At 64.1% G+C, this 22,999-nt stretch carries 18 protein-coding genes; 10 read left to right on the forward strand and 8 right to left on the reverse strand.

The features are described from left to right. Positions 1 to 17 precede the first annotated feature (17 nt). Positions 18 to 842 (reverse strand): M48 family metalloprotease, encoded by an 825-nt coding sequence (locus tag EJV47_RS23160; protein WP_126695589.1) that lies wholly within the window; start codon positions 840 to 842, stop codon positions 18 to 20. 298 nt (positions 843 to 1,140) lie between these two features. Here EJV47_RS23160 and EJV47_RS23165 point away from each other — a divergent pair, with 298 nt between their 5' ends. Both EJV47_RS23165 and EJV47_RS23170 read left to right on the forward strand, forming a co-directional pair. Beyond that, complete coding sequence (locus EJV47_RS23165; protein ID WP_126695590.1) at positions 1,141 to 2,265, forward strand: DNA topoisomerase IB; 1,125 nt, start codon at positions 1,141 to 1,143, stop codon at positions 2,263 to 2,265. Positions 2,266 to 2,316: 51 nt separating this feature from the next. Next, positions 2,317 to 5,439, forward strand: a complete 3,123-nt coding sequence (locus EJV47_RS23170; protein ID WP_126695591.1) for a T9SS type A sorting domain-containing protein — start codon at positions 2,317 to 2,319, stop codon at positions 5,437 to 5,439. A gap of 15 nt (positions 5,440 to 5,454) precedes the next feature. Here EJV47_RS23170 and EJV47_RS23175 read toward each other — a convergent pair whose 3' ends face one another. After that, the gene (locus EJV47_RS23175) at positions 5,455 to 7,074 is read right to left on the reverse strand and encodes a hypothetical protein (protein WP_126695592.1); all 1,620 of its coding nucleotides are present in this window, start codon (positions 7,072 to 7,074) and stop codon (positions 5,455 to 5,457) included. A 147-nt stretch (positions 7,075 to 7,221) separates the two neighbouring features. On the opposite strand from EJV47_RS23175, the gene EJV47_RS23180 reads away from it, so the two are divergent. Beyond that, on the forward strand, positions 7,222 to 8,823 hold the full coding sequence (locus EJV47_RS23180) for a hypothetical protein (protein ID WP_126695593.1): 1,602 nt from the start codon (positions 7,222 to 7,224) through the stop codon (positions 8,821 to 8,823). Between the two features lie 34 nt (positions 8,824 to 8,857). Here EJV47_RS23180 and EJV47_RS23185 read toward each other — a convergent pair whose 3' ends face one another. Together EJV47_RS23185 and EJV47_RS23190 are read right to left on the reverse strand one after the other, a co-directional pair. After that, complete coding sequence (locus EJV47_RS23185; protein ID WP_126695594.1) at positions 8,858 to 9,622, reverse strand: MbnP family protein; 765 nt, start codon at positions 9,620 to 9,622, stop codon at positions 8,858 to 8,860. A 232-nt stretch (positions 9,623 to 9,854) separates the two neighbouring features. Then, a complete protein-coding gene (locus EJV47_RS23190) occupies positions 9,855 to 11,333 on the reverse strand; it encodes an exonuclease domain-containing protein (RefSeq protein WP_126695595.1) in 1,479 nt (492 codons plus the stop codon). A gap of 275 nt (positions 11,334 to 11,608) precedes the next feature. Here EJV47_RS23190 and EJV47_RS28960 point away from each other — a divergent pair, with 275 nt between their 5' ends. Further along, positions 11,609 to 11,740: a hypothetical protein gene (locus EJV47_RS28960; RefSeq protein WP_279389073.1), complete on the forward strand. Its 132-nt coding sequence runs from the start codon at positions 11,609 to 11,611 to the stop codon at positions 11,738 to 11,740. Between the two features lie 226 nt (positions 11,741 to 11,966). Here EJV47_RS28960 and EJV47_RS23195 read toward each other — a convergent pair whose 3' ends face one another. Then, positions 11,967 to 12,443 carry a ferritin-like domain-containing protein gene (locus EJV47_RS23195; protein WP_126695596.1) on the reverse strand — a complete coding sequence of 159 codons (477 nt, stop codon included), beginning with the start codon at positions 12,441 to 12,443 and terminating at the stop codon, positions 11,967 to 11,969. 131 nt (positions 12,444 to 12,574) lie between these two features. After that, positions 12,575 to 13,759, reverse strand: a complete 1,185-nt coding sequence (locus EJV47_RS23200; RefSeq protein ID WP_126695597.1) for an AI-2E family transporter — start codon at positions 13,757 to 13,759, stop codon at positions 12,575 to 12,577. Between the two features lie 210 nt (positions 13,760 to 13,969). On the opposite strand from EJV47_RS23200, the gene EJV47_RS23205 reads away from it, so the two are divergent. After that, positions 13,970 to 15,916, forward strand: a complete 1,947-nt coding sequence (locus tag EJV47_RS23205; protein WP_126695598.1) for a DNA topoisomerase IV subunit B — start codon at positions 13,970 to 13,972, stop codon at positions 15,914 to 15,916. Between the two features lie 221 nt (positions 15,917 to 16,137). Here EJV47_RS23205 and EJV47_RS23210 read toward each other — a convergent pair whose 3' ends face one another. Together EJV47_RS23210 and EJV47_RS23215 are read right to left on the reverse strand one after the other, a co-directional pair. Then, positions 16,138 to 17,262 (reverse strand): hypothetical protein, encoded by a 1,125-nt coding sequence (locus EJV47_RS23210; RefSeq protein ID WP_126695599.1) that lies wholly within the window; start codon positions 17,260 to 17,262, stop codon positions 16,138 to 16,140. Between the two features lie 132 nt (positions 17,263 to 17,394). Continuing rightward, positions 17,395 to 18,105 carry a hypothetical protein gene (locus tag EJV47_RS23215; RefSeq protein WP_126695600.1) on the reverse strand — a complete coding sequence of 237 codons (711 nt, stop codon included), beginning with the start codon at positions 18,103 to 18,105 and terminating at the stop codon, positions 17,395 to 17,397. 391 nt (positions 18,106 to 18,496) lie between these two features. Here EJV47_RS23215 and EJV47_RS23220 point away from each other — a divergent pair, with 391 nt between their 5' ends. From EJV47_RS23220 to EJV47_RS23240, 5 genes are all read left to right on the forward strand, one after another. Next, positions 18,497 to 19,669, forward strand: a complete 1,173-nt coding sequence (locus tag EJV47_RS23220; protein WP_126695601.1) for an AAA family ATPase — start codon at positions 18,497 to 18,499, stop codon at positions 19,667 to 19,669. Next, complete coding sequence (locus EJV47_RS23225; protein ID WP_126695602.1) at positions 19,662 to 20,219, forward strand: hypothetical protein; 558 nt, start codon at positions 19,662 to 19,664, stop codon at positions 20,217 to 20,219. The genes EJV47_RS23220 and EJV47_RS23225 overlap by 8 nt, the downstream gene beginning before the upstream one ends. Before the next feature lie 12 nt (positions 20,220 to 20,231). Then, positions 20,232 to 20,804 carry a hypothetical protein gene (locus EJV47_RS23230; RefSeq protein WP_126695603.1) on the forward strand — a complete coding sequence of 191 codons (573 nt, stop codon included), beginning with the start codon at positions 20,232 to 20,234 and terminating at the stop codon, positions 20,802 to 20,804. Between the two features lie 120 nt (positions 20,805 to 20,924). Next, positions 20,925 to 22,661 carry a circadian clock protein KaiC gene (kaiC, locus tag EJV47_RS23235; protein WP_126695604.1) on the forward strand — a complete coding sequence of 579 codons (1,737 nt, stop codon included), beginning with the start codon at positions 20,925 to 20,927 and terminating at the stop codon, positions 22,659 to 22,661. Between the two features lie 10 nt (positions 22,662 to 22,671). After that, the gene (locus tag EJV47_RS23240; RefSeq protein ID WP_126695605.1) at positions 22,672 to 22,992 is read left to right on the forward strand and encodes a circadian clock KaiB family protein; all 321 of its coding nucleotides are present in this window, start codon (positions 22,672 to 22,674) and stop codon (positions 22,990 to 22,992) included. Positions 22,993 to 22,999 lie beyond the last annotated feature (7 nt).

Consider the following 22,999-nt stretch of genomic DNA (forward strand, 5'->3'; position numbering starts at 1 on the left):
AGCGTTGGAAATGCGGGTTACAGCAGGCTTTTCAGCTCCTGCAGGCCGCCGCTGTTCACGGTGCGGTTGCGGCAGTTCAGCTCGGTAGCCTTGGTCTGAATGGCCTGGATGCGGTTGTCGGGGTTGGGGTGAGTGCTCAGGAACTCGGGCGTGGCGCTCGGGCTTTCCTGCTGGGCCTTGATAAAGAAGCCGGCAGCCCCGTCGCAGGCGTAGTAGCTGGTGCCGTTCAGGTAGATGACTGAGTACTGGTCGGCCTCATTTTCAAAGTCACGGCTGAACTTGAGCGTGCCCAGGCCGGCCAGGCCCGAGGCAATCTGCGAGGCGGTGCTTTCGCTGTTGCCCAGGGCCACGCTCAGCAGCAGCTCGATGCCGTACTGGTTCTGCAGCTGCCGGGAGGTGTGGCGGCGGTCGGCGTGAGCAATTTCGTGGCCCAGCACGCCGGCCAGCTGGCTTTCGTCGTCGAGGTACTTAATCAGCCCGCTGAACACGTAAATGTGCCCGCCGGGGGTGGCAAAGGCGTTCTGGGTAGCGTCGTCCTTGATGATTTTGACGTCCCACACGAAGTCGTTGCGGTGCTGAATCTGGCCGGAGTTGAGCACGCGCTGCACCACGCCGTCGAGCAGCTGGTAGGCGCGCTGGTGGTTGCTGCGCTCCAGCAGCTTGCCCTGGGCGCGGTAAGTGGAGTCGGTTTCGGCCGCTACCTGGGCGCCGAGGTTGATGTCGTCTTCCAGGCTAAACAGCAGCGGGTTGCCTTCTTTGTCGGTGCAGGCCGTAGTAGCCGCGCCGAGGCCGAGGGCCAGGGCGCCAAGCAGGTAGAAGCGGGAAAAAGTGCGTCGGAACATGGGGTGGTGAGGCGAAGTGAAAGGGAAAAAAAGAGCGGCTGGGCGGGCCGAAAGAAAAAACGGTGCCAAACCCGTTTTGCGGGTCGATACGGGCGAAAGTACGGTCCCGTTGCGGCCGAGCTGCCCTCCAGAAGCGGCCCGCCGGGCTTGGCAGGTCGCATTCAGCCCGATAATTTTCGCAGGCTGGCCCCCGCAGCCACCGTTGGGCGCGGCCGCAAAGTCGGCCGCGCCAGGCCGCCGGCCGTACAAGCAAGGCCCGCGGCCCGTTGCGGCAGCGGGCCTTTCCCGTTTTCATCCTATGCCTACCGCCGCTGCTCCCGCCCCGCGCCTGAAAGTGCGCAAAAAACACCTCGTGCCCACGGAGGCCGACGTGCACGAACTCTACAAAGACCCCGCCCGCCAGGCCGAATTGGCCGGCCTGCGCTACCTGCCCGACACCAAGCCCGGCCTCACCCGCCAGGCCGGCCGCAACGGCGCGTTCCGCTACCTCGACGCCAAGGGCCAGAAGGTCACCGACGAGAAAACCCTGACCCGCATCCAGGGCTTCGTCATCCCGCCGGCCTGGACCGACGTGTGGATTGCCCCCTCCGCCAACGCCCACCTGCAGGTGACCGGCCGCGACGCCAAGGGCCGCAAGCAGTACATCTACCACCCGCTCTGGGACCAGGCCCGCTCGCTGACCAAGTTCAGCCGCCTGCGCGCCTTCGGCGAAAAGCTGGCCGAGCTGCGCCAGCAGCTGCAGAAGGACCTCAAGCGCCCCGAGCTGGACAAGCGCAAAGTGGTGGCCCTGGTGCTGACCCTGATGGACCAGTCGTTTATCCGCGTGGGCAACCGCGAATACGCCAAGAAAAACAAGAGCTACGGCCTGACGACCCTGCGCGACCGGCACGTGCAGGTCGACGGGGCCGACGTACGCTTTGCCTTCGTGGGCAAGAAAGGCGTGGCCCACGACGTGACCCTGCACGATAGGAAGCTGGCCCGGCTGGTGCAGCGCTGCAAGGAAATACCCGGCCAGCACCTGTTTCAGTACTACGACGCCGACGGGCAGCGCCAGGAGCTGGAGTCGGGCGACGTGAACGACTACCTGCGCGAGGCCACCGGCCTGCCGCTCTCGGCCAAGGACTTCCGCACCTGGGGCGGTACCGTGCGCATGGTGCAGTGCCTGGAGCAGGTGCTGCACGCCGAGCCGGACTTGCCCAAGGAAAAGGTCATCAAAAAAGCCGTGAAGGATGTGGCCAAGGACCTCGGCAACACGCCCACCGTCTGCAGCAAGTACTACATTCACCCCCAGGTGGTCGAGCTGTTTGAGTCCGACAAGCTCATCAACTACCTCCGCCGCCACGACGCCGACCCGGCCGATAAAGGCCTGCTCAATCCCACCGAGCACCTGGTGCTGGATATGCTCGGTGAAATCAGCCATTGAGCCCAGCCGGCAGCTTGGTTTAAAGCCTGCTTCCGCAGCACCTTTGTGGCTATGGAAAACAGGATTATCCCGCGCTTCGCCTATAAATGGGCTTTATACTTACTGGCCGGCGCCCCCCTGACGGCTCCGGCCCAAACGGTGACCAGCCTGCTGCCCGCGCGTCATGCCCCAGCCGCACCTGCCGCGACCAACGTCGGCGCGACATTTGCCGGGACCGGCAACGCGGCGGTGCGGGTGTTTAGCCAGCAGGCCGGCGGGCGCAAAACCGGCACTGAAACCCGCACCGCCACTTCGTCTACCTTCGATCCGGCCGTCAACTTCCGGGCGGGCGAAACGGTGCTGGCCTGCCTGGTAGGTACCCCCCGGCATGTGTGGCAGTTCACCACGGCCACTACCGGCGGCACGGGCACGTTTGGCGGCGGGGCCGACCTCGCCGTCGGGCCCGGGCCGCTCAACGTGGCCGTGGGCGACGTGAACGGCGACGGGCATCTCGACGCGCTGACGCTCGGCGCCGCGCCCAACTTGGGCGACGCGGAAATCAGCGTGCGGCTGGGTGACGGTACCGGTCGACTGGCCACGACGCTGGAATTCAGCGTCACCCGCGCCGGTACCGAGCTGGCCCTGGGCGACGTGGACAACGACGGCGACCTGGACCTACTGGTATCCTGTACGCTCAGCGGCGGCTCCATCTCTGTGTACCGCAACAACGGCACGGGCAGCTTTAGCCTGTTTGCCTCTGCGCCCGTGGGCCAGCTGCCGATGGCGCTGACCCTTGGCGACTGGAACGCCGACGGCAACCTCGACGCGGCCGTGTACAACAGCTCCAGCGGCACGATGAGCACCGTGCTGGGCCTGGGCGACGGCAACTTGGCCAACCGCGTCAACTTCACCGTGCCCTTCGATGTCGATGACATGCAAACCGGGGATGTCGACGGCGACGGCGACCTGGACCTGGTGCTGACGGCCCCGGGCTCCCGCACCTTGCGGGTGTACTTCAACCAGGGCAGCAGCTTCGGCAGCCCGGTCGATACCTACCTGGGCAACGGCGTGGGCATCACCCGATTCGTGCTCGGCGACGTGGACGCCGACGGCGACCTGGACCTGGTAGGTGCCGAAAACCGGGCGGGGGGCAGTGGCCCCAGTACCGTGCGCATCTGCCCCAACAACGGCACCGGCACCTTTGGGCTGGGGCGCACCGTACCCATGGGCACGCTGCCCGTGGCCGTAGCTCTGGCCGACGTGGACGCCGACGGCGACCTAGACCTGCTGGCCGGCGACGGACTCGTGGGCGGCCTGCGGACTGGTACGGTTTCGGTGAGCCTCAACAACGGGACCGGTACGTTTGCCGCCCCTTCCAGCGTCGGCGTTGGTACCACGCCCGGGAGGCTGGCCCTGGCCGACCTGGATGCCGACGGTGACGTGGACTTGGTAACGGCCAACAGCACCGACAACACCATCAGCGTCCGCCTCAACGGGCCCCTGCCTGTGCCGGCCCTCAGCGCCACGGCCCTGAGCCCGGCCGCTCACACCCTGGCTCCGCGCCCTGCCGATTTGCGCGTCACCTTCTCGGGGCCCCTGACGCCGCTTGCCGGCGAACCGCTGCGCCTGTTCAGCAGCGGCAGCGGCCGGCGCAGCGGCGCGGCCACCGCCGCGGGCAACACGCTTACCTTTAACCCCGCGGTCGACCTGCTGGTCGGTGACCTGCTGCACGCCACGCTGACCACCAGCCCGCGAAGCGCCGGCGGTGGCCCCCTGGCCCGGCCCTGGGTGTGGCAGTTTACCGCCGCTGCCACCGGCGGAGCCGGTACCTTCAGCGGCTCCGACCTAACCCTGCCTGCTCCCGTCGGCTTGCTGCTGCCCGGCGACCTGGACGGTGACGGCGACCTGGACCTGCTCTCGACGGAAGCAAGCCAGACGCCCATGATGCCAGTGTACTGGAACAACGGCGCGGGTAGCTTTCAGGCGGCCAACAGCACCGTGCCCAACTACGGCGGCGTGAACGGCTTTTCCTTGCTCGACGTGGACGCCGACGGAGACCTGGACGTGCTGGCGTGGTCCTCGGCTGCGGGCTACCTGCTGGAGGTATGGCGCAACAACGGCCGCGGCGTGTTCAGCATCGGGCCGACGCCGGGCCACGTGCGCCTGCCCGCCAACGCAGGGGCCCGCGACGTGGCCGTGGGCGATGTGGACGGCGACGGGGACCTGGATGTGGCCGTGGCCTCGATGGCCAACCGGGTGGCGGTGCGCTACAACGACGGCACCGGACGTTTCGGGGGCAGCACCACGTTTTCGCTCGATTACAACGGGCAATTTGTCGCCTTGGCCGATGTAGACGCCGACGGCGACCTGGATCTGATAGTGACGGCGCGCGACAATTTCACCGTGAAAATGTCGATATACACCAACGACGGGGACGGCAATTTCAACCCGGTACCCCGCACGCCGACCTTGCCCACTATGCCCGGCTGCCTGGTGGTGGGCGACGTGGACGGCGACCAGGACGTGGACCTGCTCATTAGTCAGGAACAACTAGGCGCCCCGTCGGGCCTGCTGCTCAACGACGGGCAGGGCAATTTCACGGTAGGGCCGCAGCCGGCCTTTAGCGCCAACAGCTACCGCCTCAAGCTGGCCGACGTGGATGGCGACGACGACTTGGACATCGTGGCCCCTAACCCAGTGGTTGGCGGCGGCATCAGTATCGGGCTGAACAACGGCCGCGGCCTGTTTTCGCCCGGCTCGGTGGTAGCGCCGCCCCCCGTGCCGCAACCCAACCCCGGGCAGCACTACCGCGGCGGGCAGGTCATAACGGCCGACTTCGACGGCGACGGCGACATCGACCTGGCCTCCACGCCCACCGCCATCGGAGCGCCTAACGTCCTGATGATTCGGCTCAACCAAAACCGGCCGCTCACGGCCCGTTCGGCTGCCGCGGAGCAATTTCAGCTGTATCCCAATCCGGCCGGCGCCGGGGCCGCGTGGCACCTAAAGCTGAGCCCTGGCACTACCGGCGGTACGGTGCAGGTAGGCACCGTGCTCGGCCAGCCCGTGCGGCAGCAGGCTTTCCGCGGCTCCACGGCCGAGGTAAGCACCACTGGTCTGGCTGCTGGCACTTATCTGCTGCGGGTGATGGTGGCGGGGCAGGTGCCGCAGGTGCGGCGCGCCACGCTGGAGTAACGGGGGCGGGAGGCGCTACCTGCCCGAGCCGTCCCGGTCGAATGCGTGGGTGGTCACGCCGGACTCGGTTTTGATTTTCAGCTCCGGGGCCGGGTCGGCCACGCTGTTGCGCTTGGTGTCGTAGAAGCGCGTCATGCGGCGCAGGCCGGCCACGCGCGAGCTGTCGACGACGGTATCCTCACCCGGGCCGCCGTAGATGTCGATGCGGGGGGAGCGGCGTACGTTGCCAGCGAGTTCGAACACATCCTTACCGCCCAGGCCGTGCAGCAGCACCAGCTTGGTTTCGGCGGGGCGGAAGCCGCGTTGGTAGAGCAGCGTGCGGGCCTTCTCGCCGCCGTACACCGATACCACCGTGAGCGTGTCGTTGCGGCGCTCCACCACGAAGCGCTCCGCTGCGTCGGTGCCGGGCACCACCACTTCCTCGGCGTGACGACGGTAAAACTCGGCGGCGGCCCGGGGCAGCGCGTCCCGGCGGGCTTTCAGCGCGGCCACCAGGTGCGGGCCTTCCAGCCGGTACACCTCCGGCGGCAGCCGCCGCGCCGCCCGCTCAATCACCTCGTCGGTGAGGCGCTGCTGCAGGGCCGCGGCGGTGCTCAGGTACTGCCGGCGCGTCTGCTCGTTCAGGGCCCGCGAGTCGATAAAGCGGGCGTTGCGGGTGTAGCCGCCGATGCTCTGGTATTCGGGGCCGAAGGTGCGGAACTTGCGCACGGCCTTGCTCACCAGCCAGGAAATCAGCCCGTCGTCGAAGCGGAAAAACACCTGGTCCCGGTCGATGGGAATGGGGCGGTAGATGGTCGGGCCCTCGGGCTGCTGCACGGCCACCCAGTCCCACTGGCCCTCGTGCCGGTCCCAGTCGCCCAGCCAGAGGTCGAGCAGGCGGGCGCGCAGAAAGGCCGGCTGGTCGAAGCGGTGCTGCGGGTTCTGGTAGATTTCGGCCAGCGCGTCGTCGCTTTCCATCAAATCCACCGCCCCGGGCCCAAACGCCGGCCCGAGGTTTTCCTTGCTTTCGTACTTTTCCTCCAGCAGCACCACCTTGCCCCGAAACCGCTCCGAGGCCTTGCCCAGGCCGTTTTCGTCGCTGCGGATGTAGAAAGGCCGCGGCGTGGTGTGCAGCACGCCCGCGGCCTCGGCCAGCGGCGGCACCACAAAGGCCCCGTAGGGCGTGCCGGCCGAGGTGGCGTCGCGCACCACGTTCAGGGCGAAGGTGTGGCGCAGAAACTTCGACAGCGTCTTGTACGGGTCCTTGTCGAGGCTGCGCAGGGCGTAGGTACGGCCGCCGGGGCCGTTCAGCGTCATACTGGTGGTCTGAAACCCGCCGCCCACCTTGCCGGGCTGCAGGCCACCGGGCGCGGCCGTCTGCAGGTTCAGCACGGGCAAGGTCACCGGCTGGGCCCACACCTCGCGGTAGTGCCGGCCGAAGAACAAGCGGCCCGGGGCGCCGCGGCGGTAGTGGCGCCCGGCCGTCACGCGGGCACTGTCGGGGCCGACGGCGGCCTGGGCGGCCGAATCGGGCACGCGGGCGTCGGGCTGGAAAAAATGCTGCCGGGCGCAGCCCGTCGTGAACAGGCCAAGCAGCAGCGCGGACCCCAGAATGCGGCGCGGCAGCGGGGCAGGAGAGGAGCAGAAGTCGGGCATAGGCTTACGAGCCTTCAACGCAGGCGGCCCGCAAACGGCTGAACTTGGCCCGGCCCGGCACAACCGCCGCCCGCTGCGGGCGGTATAAGAGGCAGCCCGTCGGGGCCGGGCCGCTGCCGCCGTCGGCTCATCCATACCCTTGCCGCTTTGCTGACTTTCTTACCCACCTACCGCGCCCTGCTGCTAGCCCTGGGCCTGCCCGCTGCCGCGGCCACCCGCGCCAGCGCCCAGGCCGCGCCCCCCGTCATCGGGGCCGATTCCTTGGTACACGTGGCGGCCGGGCCGCAGTACCGCCGCGGCTGGCTGCACCAGCTCCTGTGGGGCTTTCACTACCGCCAGGAGTGGGCCACGCCCGTTACGGTGCCGGTGCTGAATCTGCGTACCGTGGTGCCCGGCGGGCTGAAGCCGGTGAAGGAGGGCGGCAGCTTCCAGACCCGCAACCTGCGCCTGGTGGCCCCCGACGGCCGCCAGTACGTGCTGCGCTCCGTCGACAAGGACGCCACGGCGGCCCTGCCCGAGGACATGCGCGAGGGCTGGATTGGCCGCCTGATGAAGGACCAGACCAGCGTCATCCACCCCTACGGGGCCTACATCGTGCCGCGCCTGGCCCAGGCCGCCGACGTGTACCACACCAACCCGCGCCTGTACTTTCTGCCCGACGACCCCAGCCTGGGCGAGTTTCGCCAGGCCTTCGCCAACCAGCTGTACCTGCTGGAGGAGCGGCCCGAGGGTGACCAGCGGCAGGTGAGCAGCTTCGGCGGCTCGGCAGCGGTAACCAGCTCCAAAAACGCCTTTCAGAGCTTGGTGGCCTCGCCCCGCTACCACGTCGATGCCCGCCGCTACCTGCGCAGCCGCCTGTTCGATATGTGGCTGGGCGACTGGAGCCGGCGCGAAGACCAATGGCGCTGGGCCGCCTTTCCCGGTCCCGACAGCACGGTGGTGTACCGCCCCATCCCGCGCGACCGGGACCACGCCTTTTTCAAGTTCGACGACGGCGTGCTCACGCGCATTGTGAGCTTCGTCAAGACCAACTACCAGACCTTCACCCGCGACATCAAGCTGCACGATGTGGAGGGCCTGAACCGCGCCGCCCGGCCCATGGACAAGTCGCTGCTGGTGTACCTCAGCAAGGACGACTTCCAGCAGGTGGCCGATTCGCTGCGCCGCGCCCTGACCGATAAAGTCATCGGCGAAGCCCTGCAGGTGTGGCCCCGGGAGGTGTACGCGCTGTCGGGCGAGGAATTCCGGCAGAAGCTGCAGAGCCGGCGCGAGCAGCTGCCGCGGGTGGCCGAGGAGTTTTACCGCCAGCTGGCCCGCGAGGTGGAAATGCCCGGTACCGATGAGCCCGAACGGTTCGTAATAGAAGCCGCTGGCCGCTGGCAGGCCTGGGTGCGGGTGTACTCCCTGCGCCCCGACGGCCGCAACGGCCGCCTCATCGGCCAGCGCCTGTTCGACGCCCGCCAGACCGGCTCCATCCGCCTCTTCGGCCTCGGCGGCAACGACGAGTTCCAGCTGATCGGCCTGCCCGACCGCCGCCTGCGCATCCACCTCTACGATGGGCAAGGCCAGGATCTGGTGCAGCAGCTGCAGGTGCCGCCCCGCGCCACCAAAACTCACGTCACCGTCTACGACTCCGGCGACGGCAACGTGCTGAAAGTCGAAAAAGGGTTAATCGACGTGGAAAGCTACCAGCCCAAGGCCAACGAGTACGACGGTGCCGGCTGGCTGCTGCGTCACCGGCTGTATTAAATCCTGTCATGTCTCGCGCCGCTCGACATGACACTCAATTCCCGTGCACGTGGTCGATGCGGAACATGCCGGCGGCGTAGTTATCGGCCAGCTTCACGGCGCCGGAGCCGCCGGCTACGCTGCTGAGCTGCCCGAAGCGGATGGCGTTGGGCCCGTCGAACATCTTCAGCACGTTAGCCTTGATGTGCACGTCGGGCACGGCCTCGGCGCGCACGTGCAGGGTCGCCGCGCTGCCGCCGGGCAGGCCCAGGGCCACCCGGCGAATGGTATTATACGGATGCCGGAAGCCGGCCACGTCGTAGAACAGGCCGCCGTTGCCGGGCGCCTGGGGCGAAGTGCCGTTCAGGCGCAGGAAGATGTAGCCCGAGTTCCAGTCCCAGAACATGCCGTGCACCGGGTCGAGGGCCCCCGTCTGGGCACCGGCCACGTTGCGCGCACTGTCCACCCCAATGGTCAGCAGCAGCTTGGTGTAGTCGCCCTCGGGCACCTCTTTCAGCTCCAGGTGCTGGGAAGCCGTCTGCGCCTGGTCGATGAGGTAATAGCTGTCGGGCGCGGCCCAGGTGCTGCCGTCGGCGCGCTGCAGCTGCACGTTGGAGAGGTAATAGCGCAGCTCCGTCACCCGAAACGTTTCTCCCGCGGCTGTGGTGTAGGGCGTATTCAGCGCCAGCGTGCTGCTGCCCGCCACGTTCTCCACCTGAATTTCCACCTTGCCGGTGGCGGGCTTGGGTTGTTCGTTCTTGCTTTCGCAGCCGCTCAGCAGGAGCAGGGCCACCACGGCGGGGTACAAAATACGGTGCATAGTAGAAGGCGCCGCGGGCTGAAAATCCCGCCGCTTCCCCCGACTCGTAAGCAGCCCCAGTTAAGGTTGCCTGTAGTGGTTCGTAACTGTCATGTCGAGCTTGTCGAGACATCTCGCGTGCTGATGCCCGATAGTAATTCCCTCGTTCAACGAGAAGAATAGTACCCGAGCGAGATGTCTCGATCCTCGCTTGATGCGCGACATGCTCGACATGACGTTGGGAAGTCACCGCCTAGGCAAACACCTTCACCTTGTCCTTGTGCTTGGTGCGCATGTACTGCCGGATAATCTGCTGCACGTCCTTGTTGTCAACCTGCGGCTTGATGACGTCCTTGAACGCCTCCAGCCGCCGGGCCGTAAACGTGTCGTCGATGTAGCCAAAGCCCTGGTAGCGGCCGTGCTCCACCAGCACCACCGAGCGTTCATCGGCCCGGCGCCCTTCCCCAATGATGACGAAGGACTGGTGCTCGTAGGTGATGCTCTCGATGGCCTCGTCCACACGGCGGTTGTATTCCTCGGCCGGCTCCAGCCCGATGCAGGCGCCCTTGCAGCGGTGCACCTGGTAGTCGAAGCAGGAGGACGTGGTTTTGTACAGGTCGCAGAGCTTCTGGCAGAGGTTGTACTTGGCCACCTTGTGGTACAGAAAGCCTTTGGCCTTGAACTGGTTGCCCAGCGCAATGATGGGTACTTCCTGGTTGTTGGCGTCGGCGCGGCCGTAGTACAGGCGCTTGTAGCCATTCTCGTCCACGCGCATGTAGATGCCCGCCGGAAACACCGAGCGGCGCTGGGCCCGATTGTAGAAAGGCTTCAGCCGCTTGATTTCGGCCGATTCGTGCAGCAGGGCCACCAGCTCCGAGCCCGTCAGCTCCCAGGTAATGTCGGCAATGGAATTCTTGAACTCCAGGGACTTGCGCGACTTGTAATCCACCGCGAAGTGCTGCTGAATGCGCTTGTAGATGTTGATGCTCTTGCCCACGTAGATAACCTCCCCCTGCTCGTCGTGGAAATAGTACACACCGGCTTCCTGGGGCAGCGAAGCCACTTTTTCGGGCGTAATCAGCGGGGGCAGCAAGGCCGTCTTGATGGCCTGCTGCACCGCCGCAATCTTGCGGGCCGAGGGCTGCTTGGTCGGGCGCTGGCCCATCGGCGCGGCCGCGTCCACCGCCATCAGCTTGGCCGACAGGTTGGCCTGCTCGTAGCCCGGCGCCTCGGCCTGCTGGCTGATTTTGAGCAGGCGGTCAAACAGGATGGCCGTAGCCTCGGCGTCGCCGGCGGCGCGGTGCCGGTTGTTAAGCGGAATGCCGATGTTCTGGCAGAGCTTGCCCAGCGAGTAGCTCGGTTGCCCCGGAATCAGGGAGCGGCTCAGGCGCACGGTGCAAAGCGTTTTGCGCGAGTAGGTGTAGCCCAGGTCGGCAAACTCCTTTTTCAGGAAGGAGTAGTCGAAGCGCACGTTGTGGGCCACGAACACGCAGCCCTCCGTCATCTGCACCACTTTTTTGGCCACCTCGTGGAAGCGCGGCGCCTCCTTCACCATCTCGTCGGTGATGCCGGTGAGCTGCTGGATGTAGAAGGGAATGGGCCGGCCGGGGTTGAGCAGCGTCGCGTAGGAATCGACCACCTTGTCGCCATCGTGGATGTAAATGGCAATTTCGGTGATGCGGTCCTGGGTGGGCTGGCCCCCGGTGGTTTCAAGGTCGATGATGGCGTACAAATCGGCGGAAAATAAGAAACATTCGGCGTGCTGACGGTGGATAACAAAGTTAGCCGCCGAAAAGGTGCCAGCGCGCTTGTGGGAACGACTTTGCTAAATATATTAGCAAATTTTGTCCCTTTGGTTGCCCGGTAGCAGGGGCATCGGTTATCTTCGTACTGTTCGCACGGTAGTCACCCCGCCAACGCGTCGTCTTGCAAAGACGAAGCCCCGGCAGTTGGCGCTACCGGGGCTTCAAGAAGTGGGTGCTTGGAACACCCTTCTTCTTGGACAAGATGAAAAAGGGACGTGCGAAAAAGAAGTCGTGGCTACGCGGCTTCTTTGCAAAAACCGAAAAACTGTGGCTGCAGTTCTTCGGGGCAGCAGCGCGAGTCGGGTTGGAATACCTGATCCGGCAGCTGCTGTAGTAGCAGGCGGCAGTTCGTGCTTATACGGGCTGCCGCTTTTTACGTGGGTTACGCAAATATAAAAGCTGCGGCCTGATTACGTGTTGCCATAATTAAAAAGACCGGCCGGGGGCGTCAGTGCGAGTCCGGTCCATCCTCCTGAACATCCGCTACACCTGCGGCCTTAAAACAAAAGAACGGCCCGCCTTTCGACGGACCGTCCCTTCTCTCAACAGCCAGGTTAACCCTAGCGGTTGGATGCTATCCACTGCGTCACCTGGTTTTTAGCGGCCAGGATTTCGCTGTGTTGCTTTTGGATAACCGAAGAGGCCTGAGCCGGAATGCTCTGCGCCTTCAGTGCCGATTCGTAGGCTTCCAGGGCTACTTTGTCCCCGGTTTCACACTCGCCCAGAATGGCCGAGTCGCTCTGGCCGGTAATGGCCGATTTCAGGTTGATCCAGCCGCGGTGTACGGCGGCGGCCGCGTCGGTCAGCGCACCTTCGATGGTGCCTTCCTGGCTGGGCGCTTCTACACCCAGCTGACGGGCTTGTTGTTCGAGTTCGGCCGCAAACTGGGCGCGCTGCTGGCTCAGGCGGCTCAGCTCGGCTTTCAGTTGCGGGTCCGTTACGCCTTCGGCTGCCTCTTGGTAGCCCTTGGCACCGGTCTTGTTAATTTCTACCAGGTCGTTGAAGACCCGGGCCGATTCAGGTGTTATGGCTGGCATAATTGTGTCTTGGTTGGTGTGAGGTGCGGTACCGAAGCGCGGCGAAAAAAAGGTGCGCTTGCGGTTTCTAGTGGGCTTATACTCGGGCCCCGGCCGCGGGGTTGCGCCCTCCGCCCGATTTTCTTCGCGGCCTACTTGCCTACCATGTGCCAGAGCCGGCGGTACCAGGGCCGGATTTCCGCCTCCGCCTGCTTTTTCTTGGTCTGGTTGTCCTCCCCGTCGGCCACGTCGCCGAGCAGGAAGCCGAAGGGCTCCAGCGGCTTGTAGGCATCGAACACGACCTTGAGGATGGCCGTGAGCGGAATGCTCAGAATCATGCCCGGCGTGCCCCACAGCGCCGCCCCCAGAATCAGGGCCAGGATGGCCGCCAGCGGGTTGATGCTCACCGAGGAGCCCGTAATCATGGGCGTGATGAAGTTGCCCTCCAGGAACTGCACCACCACGAACACCCCGATAACGGCCAGCGCCTGCAGCGGGGAGCCGGTTTCCACCAGCGTGACGATGGCCGGCAGCGCGGCCCCGATCATGATGCCGATGTAGGGAATGATGGCCAGCACCGAGGCGAAAATGGCGAAGAAGATGGCAAACTTCACCCCCAGCGCCACCAGCCCGATGCCGTTCAGAATGCTGACGATGATGATAACCTTCACCAGCCCGGTGATGTAAGCCTGCACCACCGTCTGAATGCTGTCGACGGTGTTGAGCACGGTGGTGCGCTTATCGGGCGCCACGAAGCGGAACATGAACTGCCGCAGATGGTCGCGGTAGTACAGAAAGCAGAAGATGTAAATGAGCACCTGGGCCAGGTTGCTGAGCACGTCGGTGGTGGTGTTCAGGGTGGTGCCCAGGTAGGTGGTGCCCGATTTCTTGAGCGCCTTCACGGTCGAGTCCTTTAGCTCCTCGATGCTCATGGGCTGGTAGCCGAACTTGTCGTGGGCCCAGTCCTGGGCGCTGGTGAAGAACTCCATGAGCTTCACCTGCAGCTTGGGCAGCTCGTCGCGAAACTGCGTGAGCTGGGAGCCGAAGCCCAGGATGATGCCCGCGAAAATGATCAGCAGCAGCAGCAGGCACAGCACAATGGCCAGCACCCTAGGGACCTTATGCGCCTCCAGCCAGCGGCAGATGGGCAGCAGCAGCAGGGTGAACACAGCCGAAAAGGCAATGGGCAGCAGAATCGCGTCCAGCTTGTGCAGAATGTACACCGTCAGGCTCAGCCCGATGAGCAGGAAGGTGTAGCGAATCACCGGCGCCTGCTTTACTTCCGCGGTCTGGGTGGGGTGCTGCGGCCGGTTGAAATTGTTAGGGGGAGGGAGCATTGCTAAAATTATTGGGAAAAAGGTGTGGTCAAAGGCTGCTGGTTTGCGGGGTTTTTCGGAAATTTGGGTGAACCTACGCCGCACGGCCGCGGTTAGGTACCGGCGGGTTTTGCCAACGTGAGTAGCAAAGCCGCCGGGCGCAACAAAAGGTGGAAACCCTGCCTTTTCTGCGTTATTTTACCGCTTAAACGTACTGAAGGATATTACCGAATGGCTGAGCAACTGTCTCTCGAAAGCGCAACCACCGCCCCCGCCGACCACGGCTACAACGAGGATTCCATTCGTTCGTTGGACTGGCGGGAGCATATCCGCCTGCGCCCGGGCATGTACATCGGCAAGCTGGGCGACGGTTCGTCGCCCGACGACGGCATCTACATCCTCGTCAAGGAGGTCATCGACAACTCCATCGACGAGCACATGATGGGCTACGGCCGCACCATCGAAGTCAAAATCACCGAGCAGCGCGTGACCGTGCGCGACTACGGCCGCGGCATTCCGCTGGGCAAGGTGGTCGACGTGGTCAGCAAGATCAACACCGGCGGCAAGTACGACTCCAAGGTCTTCCAGAAGTCGGTGGGCCTGAACGGGGTAGGCACCAAGGCCGTGAATGCCCTGAGCACCAATTTCGTGGTGCAGAGCGTGCGCGACGGGATGATGAAGTCGGCCGAGTTCCAGAACGGCAAGCTTATCAGCGACCCGAAGCCCATCAAGACCTCGCAGCGCAACGGGACCATGATGGCCTTTGAGCCGGACCCGAGCATCTTCCGCAACTTCCGCTTCATCCCGGACTTCCTGGAAAGCCAGTTCTGGAACTACGCTTACCTGAACGCGGGGCTGACCATCAACTTCAACGGCCAGAAGTACCACTCGGAAAACGGCCTGCGCGACCTGCTGGAGCGCAAAACCGACCCCGAGGCCATCCGCTACCCGGTCATTCACCTCAAGGGCACGGACATCGAAATGGCCCTGACCCACGGCAACGACTACGGCGAGGAGTACTACTCCTTCGTCAACGGGCAGTACACCACCCAGGGCGGCACCCACCTGGCCGCCTTCCGCGAGGGCATCGTCAAGACGGTGCGCGAGCATTACGGCAAGGAGTACGACGCCACGGATATCCGCGCTTCCATCGTCGGGGCCATTGCCATCCGGGTGCAGGAGCCGGTATTCGAGTCGCAGACCAAAACCAAACTCGGCTCCATTGTGATGGAGCCGGAAGGGGCGTTGACGGTGCGCAACTTCGTGGTGGACTTCGTGAAGGAGCACCTCGACAACTACCTGCACAAAAACCCGGACACGAAAGAAGCGCTGAAAAAGCGCATCGAGCAGAGCGAGCGGGAGCGGAAGGACATGGCCGGCGTGAAGAAGCTGGCCAACCAGCGCGCCAAGAAAGCCAGCCTGCACAACCGCAAGCTGCGCGACTGCCGCTTCCACTTCGACGAGGGCAAAGCCCCGGAAAAAGAGGCCCTGACCACCCTGTTCATCACCGAGGGCGACTCCGCGTCGGGCTCCATCACCAAGAGCCGCAACGTGGAGCTGGAGGCCGTGTTCAGCCTGCGCGGCAAGCCGCTGAACTGCTTCGGGATGAAAAAGAAAATCGTCTACGAAAACGAGGAGCTCAACCTGCTGCAGCACGCCCTGAACATCGAGGAGGGCCTGGAAGGGCTGCGCTACAACCGCGTGGTCATTGCCACCGACGCCGACGTGGACGGCATGCACATTCGCCTGCTGCTGCTCACCTTCTTCCTGCAGTTCTTCCCCGACCTGGTGCGCAACGGCCACGTCTACATCCTGGAAACGCCCTTGTTCCGCGTCCGCAATAAGAAGCAGACGATTTACTGCTACGACGAGAAGGAAAAGCAGGCCGCCATCAAGAAGCTGGGCCGCAACCCGGAAATCACCCGCTTCAAGGGCCTGGGCGAAATCAGCCCCGACGAGTTCGGCAAGTTCATCGGCGACAACATCCGCCTGGAGCCGGTGATTCTGCAGTCGGACCGCTCCATCCAGAAGCTGCTGACTTACTACATGGGCAAGAACACCCCCGCCCGCCAGGAATTCATCATCGACAACCTGCGCATGGAAAAGGACCTGGTGACTTCCGATACGCTGCCGGCCAGCGAAACCATCGTGCCCGCCGCCGAGGCGGAGCTGGTGTAGATAAATAGCCCGTCATCCTGAGGCGCAGCCGAAGGACCTTCCTCGCACCCTGCACCAACCAAAAAGCGCAGCCACCAACGCCCCATCGTCCGGGCATGGTGACTGCGCTTTTATCGTCTCAGCCGATTAGCGTCGGCACTTCGTAGGCAGCGGCGGTGCAGGGTGAGAGGAAGGTCCTTCCTTCGTCAGGATGACGTTCTTTTTACTGGCAACGGCCTGCCCTAAAAATTCAAATCGTCCGGTTCGCCCAGGGCCCGGCGGCCTTCCCGGATGATAGGTTCGTCGGCCTCGAAATGGCTGCATTTGCGGTAGCGTCGCTTTTCGCGGGGGGGCGTGAGGCTGATGCCCAGGCTGATTCGCTGGCAGTAGTCCTCATAAACGCGGGGCAGCGCGGCGCGCAGCTGATCCAGGTAATACCGGTTGCCGGCCTGAATGACGGCCTGGCGCCAGTCCGCGTGCGCCTCGATGGGAATAACCGCCTGGCCTGCCTCCTGCAGCCGCTCCAGCGCTACTTCCAGGTCCCCAGCATTATCCGAGGCCTCGTAGGCGAGCAGCTCCTTCTTGGTTTCGAACTGGCGTAACTTCGCCGCGGGCTCGAAACGGCGCAGAAACTCCCGCACCAGGGTATCGAACTCCGGGCCGTAGCTCGGGGCGTTCGGCCGTGGGTCGGGCGGGGTAGCCACCGCCTCGGCCCGCTGCCGGCGCCGCTCGGCGTACGCCGCTTGCTCGTAGTGCCTTTCCAGCTCGCCGCGCCGGTTGGGCAGGGTGCGCAGGTAGGCCGTGCCGCGGCGCATGTCCCAGTAGTCGGTCCAGGGCGTGAGCGTGTCGTCGGCATCGTCCTCGCCGTGCAGGTCGGGGTAGCTGCGGTACCGCCAAAAGTCGTGGCAGAGGTCGTCCGGCTCCAGGTCTTCCGGGTCGGTCAGCTGGGCCAGAAACGCATCGAACAGGGCCAGCTCCTCCGGGCTGATGGGCGCAATGACGTCGCACGCCGCAATGGCCTCGTGCCAGTCCTCGAAGTCGGCCGTCAGGCGGGCGCCGGGCACCGTCACCAGCCCGGCCCGCCACTGGCACTCCAGGTCGAACAGCTTCTGGTGCTGAATGGCCCAGATCTGCCGGTAGGCCTCCTGGTCGTGCTGGCGCAGCAGGTATTCCAGGCTGGCTTCGTACCGCTCGCCCTGGTAGTGCAAATCGCTCAACACGTGGGCGTAGCTTTTCAGAAACGAGTCCTGGGACCAGGGTTGGTAGCCCGCCAGCAGCTCCCGCAAACGCGGGTCGGCCAGGATGTCGGCTTCGGTGCGCGGCTCATTGGCGGCCGGTTTGGCTTCGTCGGGGGATGTGTCGGACATGGGCAGGTCGGGAACGGGGAAACAATGGGATGGGGCATAAGCTGTGGCCAGACGGCGGCCGGCAACAAGCCGCCCCGGCAATCGGCGGCCGGGGCGGCTCAACCCGGAACGCGGGCTGCCGGGCCGGGCGGCTTAGCCGTTCGTGGCGGCTTTGGGCGCGGGCTTGCCGGCGGGCGGGTCAGCCGGGGCGGGCGCGTCGTAAATCACGTAGTCGGCGTGCTTGACGGCGTCCGTCTGCACGAAGGCCGACTTGCCGGCCTCGCAAAGCGCCACCAGTTCCTCGTACAGGGCGTTGCCGGCCTTCAGGCGCAGCTGCGTGGCCGTAGCCGCCGCCGATTCGGCGTCGTGCTGCTTGCCCACGGCCGCGAGCAGGGCCGCGTTTTGGGTTTCGAGCTGGTCGAGCAGCGCCGCCGTGAGGCCCTTCACAGCGTAGGTCGGTAGATTGGCCCGGCCCACGCGCACGCAGCGCACCAGGCCCAGGTACAGGTCGCCGTCGGAGGCCGAGTGCAGCCCGCTGGTGCCGAAGGCTTTGTACTGCGGGGTGCCGTCGTGGTGCAGCAGCTTCACCTTGTTCATCACCGTTTGCATGGTATCCAGGGCCGCGGTGCGGGCGGCCAGCTTGGTTTGGGTGGTAGCCGCCGTGGCCTGTACCCCCTCGTCCTCGGTGGGCAGCTGCACGAAGTCGGCCGTCAGCTGCGCCAGCCCGTCGATGCGGGCCGCCGATACGTCGTAGCCCGCCAGGTCGGCCGCGTCGCGGCGCAGGTACAGCAGCTTCTCGTGGGCCAGGGCCACCAGGGCCGGCTGCGACATGTTGAAATGCGACTCCTCGCGTTTCTTTTTCATGGTACTTAAAAAATGGAGGGAGAAAGGATGGAGCGGTATCGATACCCGGTGTGCGATAGGGTCGACGGTAGTAGCCTCAAGCTGCTGAATAATTTCTTCATTTCCAACGCCCCCGCGAAGCCCCGCCGCCGGGCCGCGAACGGCTGTAATCAGCCCACGAGCTGCCGCTCAGCTACCGTGAGGCTCCGGCAGCCGGGCGGCGGCTTTAGGAAGTTGCCACTCAGCTTTAGGAACCTCCCCAAGTGAGTTAGGAACCTTCCCAACAGTAATCTTTCCGGTGCAAAAGGCCCTTGGGAGCGAGTAGGAGGGGATTCTGCCCAAAACGGCCATTCCCGCCCTTTGCGCCAACACGCCCGCCCCGAACCCGTACCTTTGGGCACTACTCCCGACTATGGAAAACGCCATCAACACCCTGCGCATCCAGAATTTCAAGTCCATCAAGGACGTGACCCTGCAGCCCCGCCGCGTGAACCTGATTATCGGCCCCCCGAACGTGGGCAAGTCGAATATTCTGGAGGCTATGAGTTTGCTGGGGGGGATAGTCTATGAGCAGACGGATAAATTTATGGGGAGCTTTATTCGGTATGAGGAGCTGCGTCATATATTTTACAATAACATAATGACAAACACGATAAAAATATATACTGAGAAACAGAAAGTATTGTTAGGAGTAAAGCCATATGACTCCCGTATTATCTACTTAAATGTTGATGAGCATACACAAGATGAATTCTTTGCTAGAACTAAACTCCCTCGTGTTGCTTTGCCTGAACAAGTTGATCGTAGTCTACTGTCTAACTTCTTTGAAGAAACTCAACGATTGAGATACGACTTCAGTGAACAGATTCAGTATGCTTACTCTGAAATTGATGAATCGGGTGCTTATAAGGTTCCTGGTAGCCCAGATAGCGTAGTACTATCAACTACGCCAAAAAATAGTTGGCCTATTAAACCATATCTATTCTCTCATAATACAGATATTAGTAAAGACTATGGATATATATTTCTTGCGCCACCCAAAGGAGGTAATTTAATTAGTATAATTCAGTCCTCAGCTCTTCTCCGTAGAGAAATAGCTAGGATGCTTAAGCCATCTGGACAACAGTTGCTACTCCGTATGAATGACAGAAGCCTCGAAGTCATCAAAGACTTTGATGGTCTCATAATTTCACATCCCTACTCAAGCATTGCCGACACCCTCCAGCGCATCATCTTTTACCTCGCGGCCATCGAAAGCAACGACGACGCGGTGATACTCTTCGAGGAGCCGGAGGCGCACTCGTACCCGCAGTACGTGTCGATGCTGGGGCAGCGCATCGTGGAAAGCCAGAACAACCAGTTTTTCGTGGCCACGCACAGCCCGTATTTGGTGACGGAAATCCTGGAGCAGATGACGCGCAACGACACGCTGGACACGGAGCTGGCCATTTTCGTGGCCTACTACGAGGACTACCAGACCAAAGTCCGGCAGCTCACGAACGAGGAAGTGCGCACCATCCGCAACGACGCAGTGGACGTGTTCATCAACATGGACCGCTTTACGCCCGCCGCCCCCGATGCCTAAGCTGCCCATGCTGCTGCCGGAGTGCTACGTGGATACCGCCCTGGCCCGTGCCCTGGCCGGCGACCAGTGGAAAAACCTCGTCAACAAGAAGAACGGGGCGCCCAACGTAGCCCTGGCCATGCAGGCCGAGGCCCGTAGCCACGGCAATTCCCGCTGCCTGGTGGGCGTGGTAGACGACGACAAAAAGCTCGATGACATTGCTTACCTGCGCGAATTCACGCAGCAGGTGGCCGCGCACGAACTGGGCCGGCGCACCGGCTTCCGCATTCGGCAGCACCGCAGCTATTCGGCGCACTACCTCGTGGTGCTGGCGCCGGCCTGTGATGGGTGGCTGCACGCCGTAGCGGCTTCGGCGGGCTTGGTACTGCCCGAGTTCGGCTTGCCCGTGGCCTTGCCCGCGTTCCTGGATTTTACCAAGCAAAAGGGCGTCGAAAACACGCCGGAGCTGAAGCGCCTGTTGCGGGCTATCGGCACGGCCCGCCCGGCGGCCTACCAAGAACTGGCCGACTTCGTGGCCGAGGTGATGGGGTTAACGCCACGCTATCAATAGCACGAGCAACCCATGCACCTAGAGCTATTCACCGCCCGCCTGCGGCAGGCTATCCACTGGACCGAGCGCCTGGCCGCCGGCTTCGACTTCGAGCGGGGCAATTATGGCACTGTGTTCCGGCAAACCAACCCGCTCATCGACGGGCAGCTGCTGTACCACATTGACGGAGACTATACCACCTGGAACGTGGATGTGCACAGTCTGAATAACTACCAGCAAGCCCTGCGCGCCGCCCTGGCGCAGCGCGTAGCTGCGTTACCGGAGGTAGGGGTGGAGGCAAAATCCCTTGACCTGCCGGGGCTGGGCCGCGTCCTGCTGTTTGAAACCCAGTACACCACCCACGACGGCATTGCCATTGCGGAAAGCAAATGCTTTGTCGACGAGAGCGAGGTGCCGCCGATTGACACCTGGTTTCACCTGCAAGAACAGGTGCCGGGCTACCGCACGCCCATCCTGTACTGCTGGATACCAAAGGCGTTTGAAGGGGTCATGCAGGATGCCATCGACGTGGAAATGCTGGGCAGCTACGAATGGCTGGACGTGGCCGCCCCGGAGCTGTACAATGAGGTGATAATGCGGCTGTAGAAGGCCTGCCCGCCGATAAAACCGTACCTTGCCCGTCTGACTGCCGCCGAACCGGGCCCGCCCACCCCCGTTAAAGCCCGACGGCCGCCGCTCCGCCTGCCCGTTACCACCCCCGATTTTATGACGCCTGCCGCCGCCGCGCTGCCCCAGCTACCCAAAGCCCCTACGGGCATTGATGGTCTTGACGAAATAACCAACGGCGGCCTGCCGCTGGGCCGGCCCACGCTGATCTGCGGCTCGGCCGGCTGCGGCAAGACGCTGATGAGCGTGGAGTTCCTGGTGCGCGGCGCCCTGGAGTTCGACGAGCCGGGCGTGCTGATGGCCTTCGAGGAAACCGCCGACGAGCTGGCCGCCAACGTCACCTCCCTGGGCTTCGACCTCAAGCAGCTGGTGGCCGACAAGAAGCTGCGCCTCGACCACGTGCACGTCGACCGCTCGGAAATCGAGGAAACCGGCGAGTACGACCTGGAGGGCCTGTTCATCCGCCTGGGCTACGCCATCGACTCCATCGGGGCCAAGCGCGTGGTGCTCGATACCATCGAGTCCCTGTTTTCGGGCTTCTCGAACCAGGCCGTGCTGCGCTCCGAAATCCGGCGCCTGTTCCGCTGGCTCAAGGAAAAGGGCGTCACCACCGTCATCACGGCCGAGCGTGGCGACGGGTCGCTCACGCGCCAGGGGCTGGAAGAGTACGTGTCGGACTGCGTGATTCTGCTCGACAACCGGGTGGTGAACCAGATTACCACCCGCCGCCTGCGCATCGTGAAGTACCGCGGCAGCACCCACGGCACCAACGAATACCCGTACCTGATTACCGAGAACGGCATTTCGGTGCTGCCCGTGACCAGCCTGAAGCTGGAGCACGACGTGTCGAACGAAGTGGTGTCGACGGGCGTGCCGGGGCTGGACGAGATGTTTACGCGCCGCGGCCTGTACCGCGGCAGCAGCGTGCTCATCACCGGCACGGCCGGCACGGCCAAGACCACGCTGGCCGCCGCCTTTGCCGCCGAAGCCTGCCGCCGCGGCGAACGGAGCCTGTACTTTGCCTTCGAGGAGTCGCCCCAGCAGCTGCTGCGCAACATGGACTCGGTGGGCCTGCACCTGCGGCCCTTCGTGGAGCAGGGCCTGCTGCACATCGAAGCCTCGCGGCCCACGCTCAACGGGCTGGAGCAGCACCTAGTCACCATTCACAAGCTCATCGCCCAGCTGCAGCCCCGCACCGTCATCATCGACCCCATCAGCAACCTGGTGTCGGTGGGCAGCCTCACCGAAGTGCGCGGCATGCTCACCCGCCTCATCGACTACCTGAAGGTGCAGGGCATCACGGCCCTGTTTACGGCCCTGGTCAGCGGCGGCCGCACCAACCAGGAAATGACCGAGGAGGGCGTTTCCTCGCTGGTCGATACCTGGATTCACGTGCGCGACCTGGAAGGCATCGGCGAGCGGAACCGCGGCGTGAGCATCCTCAAGGCCCGCGGCATGGCCCACTCCAACCAGGTGCGCGAGTTCCTGGTGACCAGTGAGGGCATCCGCCTGCTCGACGTGGTTATCGGCCCCGGCGGCATCGTCACGGGGGCCTCGCGCCACACGCAGTACATGCAGGAGCAGGCCGCCGGTCTGGCCGCCCAGCAGGAAATCGAGCGGCGCGAGCGGGAGCTGGAGCGCAAGCGCCGGGTGCTGGAAGCTACCATTGCCAACCTGCGCACCGAGTTCGAGTCGGTGGAGGAGGAGCTGCGCCGCAGCAACCAGGAGGAGGAGCAGCGCCAGCACGAGCTGACGCAGGGCCGCCGCCAGATTGCCGCCGGCGTAGGCCAGCGGCCCGGCGGGGCCACCCCGGGCTCGGAATCAAGCAATTCGTAACTTCCTCTGCATGGCAACGCCCTTGGCACCTACTTACCCCCCCATGGACGAGGAAATCTGGGAACTGCGCCTGTACGTGGCCGGCCAGACGGTCAAGTCCGTCACGGCCCTGACCAACCTGAAGCGCTACTGCGAGGAGCACCTGAAAGGGCGCTACGTGATTGAAGTCGTCGACCTGCTGGAAAACCCCCAGCTGGCCGAAGGGGACCAGATTCTGGCCATTCCGACGCTGGTGCGCAAAGTGCCCTCGCCCATCCGCAAGATTATCGGCGACTTGTCGAACCAGGAACGCGTGCTGGTGGGGCTGGACATCCGCCCCGCCCATAAGTAGCCGCCCG

Source organism: Hymenobacter gummosus (assembly GCF_003970915.1).
GTDB lineage: Bacteria > Bacteroidota > Bacteroidia > Cytophagales > Hymenobacteraceae > Solirubrum > Solirubrum gummosum.

Bases quoted from the DNA above. Each gene is read 5' to 3' on its own strand.
- EJV47_RS28960 (WP_279389073.1), top strand. From the start codon at position 11,609: ATGAAAAAGGGACGTGCGAAAAAGAAGTCGTGGCTACGCGGCTTCTTT.
- EJV47_RS23210 (WP_126695599.1), bottom strand. From the start codon at position 17,262: ATGTCCGACACATCCCCCGACGAAGCCAAACCGGCCGCCAATGAGCCG.
- EJV47_RS23225 (WP_126695602.1), top strand. From the start codon at position 19,662: ATGCCTAAGCTGCCCATGCTGCTGCCGGAGTGCTACGTGGATACCGCC.
- EJV47_RS23205 (WP_126695598.1), top strand. From the start codon at position 13,970: ATGGCTGAGCAACTGTCTCTCGAAAGCGCAACCACCGCCCCCGCCGAC.
- kaiC (WP_126695604.1), top strand. From the start codon at position 20,925: ATGACGCCTGCCGCCGCCGCGCTGCCCCAGCTACCCAAAGCCCCTACG.
- EJV47_RS23230 (WP_126695603.1), top strand. From the start codon at position 20,232: ATGCACCTAGAGCTATTCACCGCCCGCCTGCGGCAGGCTATCCACTGG.
- EJV47_RS23240 (WP_126695605.1), top strand. From the start codon at position 22,672: ATGGCAACGCCCTTGGCACCTACTTACCCCCCCATGGACGAGGAAATC.
- EJV47_RS23160 (WP_126695589.1), bottom strand. From the start codon at position 842: ATGTTCCGACGCACTTTTTCCCGCTTCTACCTGCTTGGCGCCCTGGCC.
- EJV47_RS23175 (WP_126695592.1), bottom strand. From the start codon at position 7,074: ATGCCCGACTTCTGCTCCTCTCCTGCCCCGCTGCCGCGCCGCATTCTG.
- EJV47_RS23185 (WP_126695594.1), bottom strand. From the start codon at position 9,622: ATGCACCGTATTTTGTACCCCGCCGTGGTGGCCCTGCTCCTGCTGAGC.
- EJV47_RS23220 (WP_126695601.1), top strand. From the start codon at position 18,497: ATGGAAAACGCCATCAACACCCTGCGCATCCAGAATTTCAAGTCCATC.
- EJV47_RS23170 (WP_126695591.1), top strand. From the start codon at position 2,317: ATGGAAAACAGGATTATCCCGCGCTTCGCCTATAAATGGGCTTTATAC.
- EJV47_RS23195 (WP_126695596.1), bottom strand. From the start codon at position 12,443: ATGCCAGCCATAACACCTGAATCGGCCCGGGTCTTCAACGACCTGGTA.
- EJV47_RS23215 (WP_126695600.1), bottom strand. From the start codon at position 18,105: ATGAAAAAGAAACGCGAGGAGTCGCATTTCAACATGTCGCAGCCGGCC.
- EJV47_RS23200 (WP_126695597.1), bottom strand. From the start codon at position 13,759: ATGCTCCCTCCCCCTAACAATTTCAACCGGCCGCAGCACCCCACCCAG.
- EJV47_RS23165 (WP_126695590.1), top strand. From the start codon at position 1,141: ATGCCTACCGCCGCTGCTCCCGCCCCGCGCCTGAAAGTGCGCAAAAAA.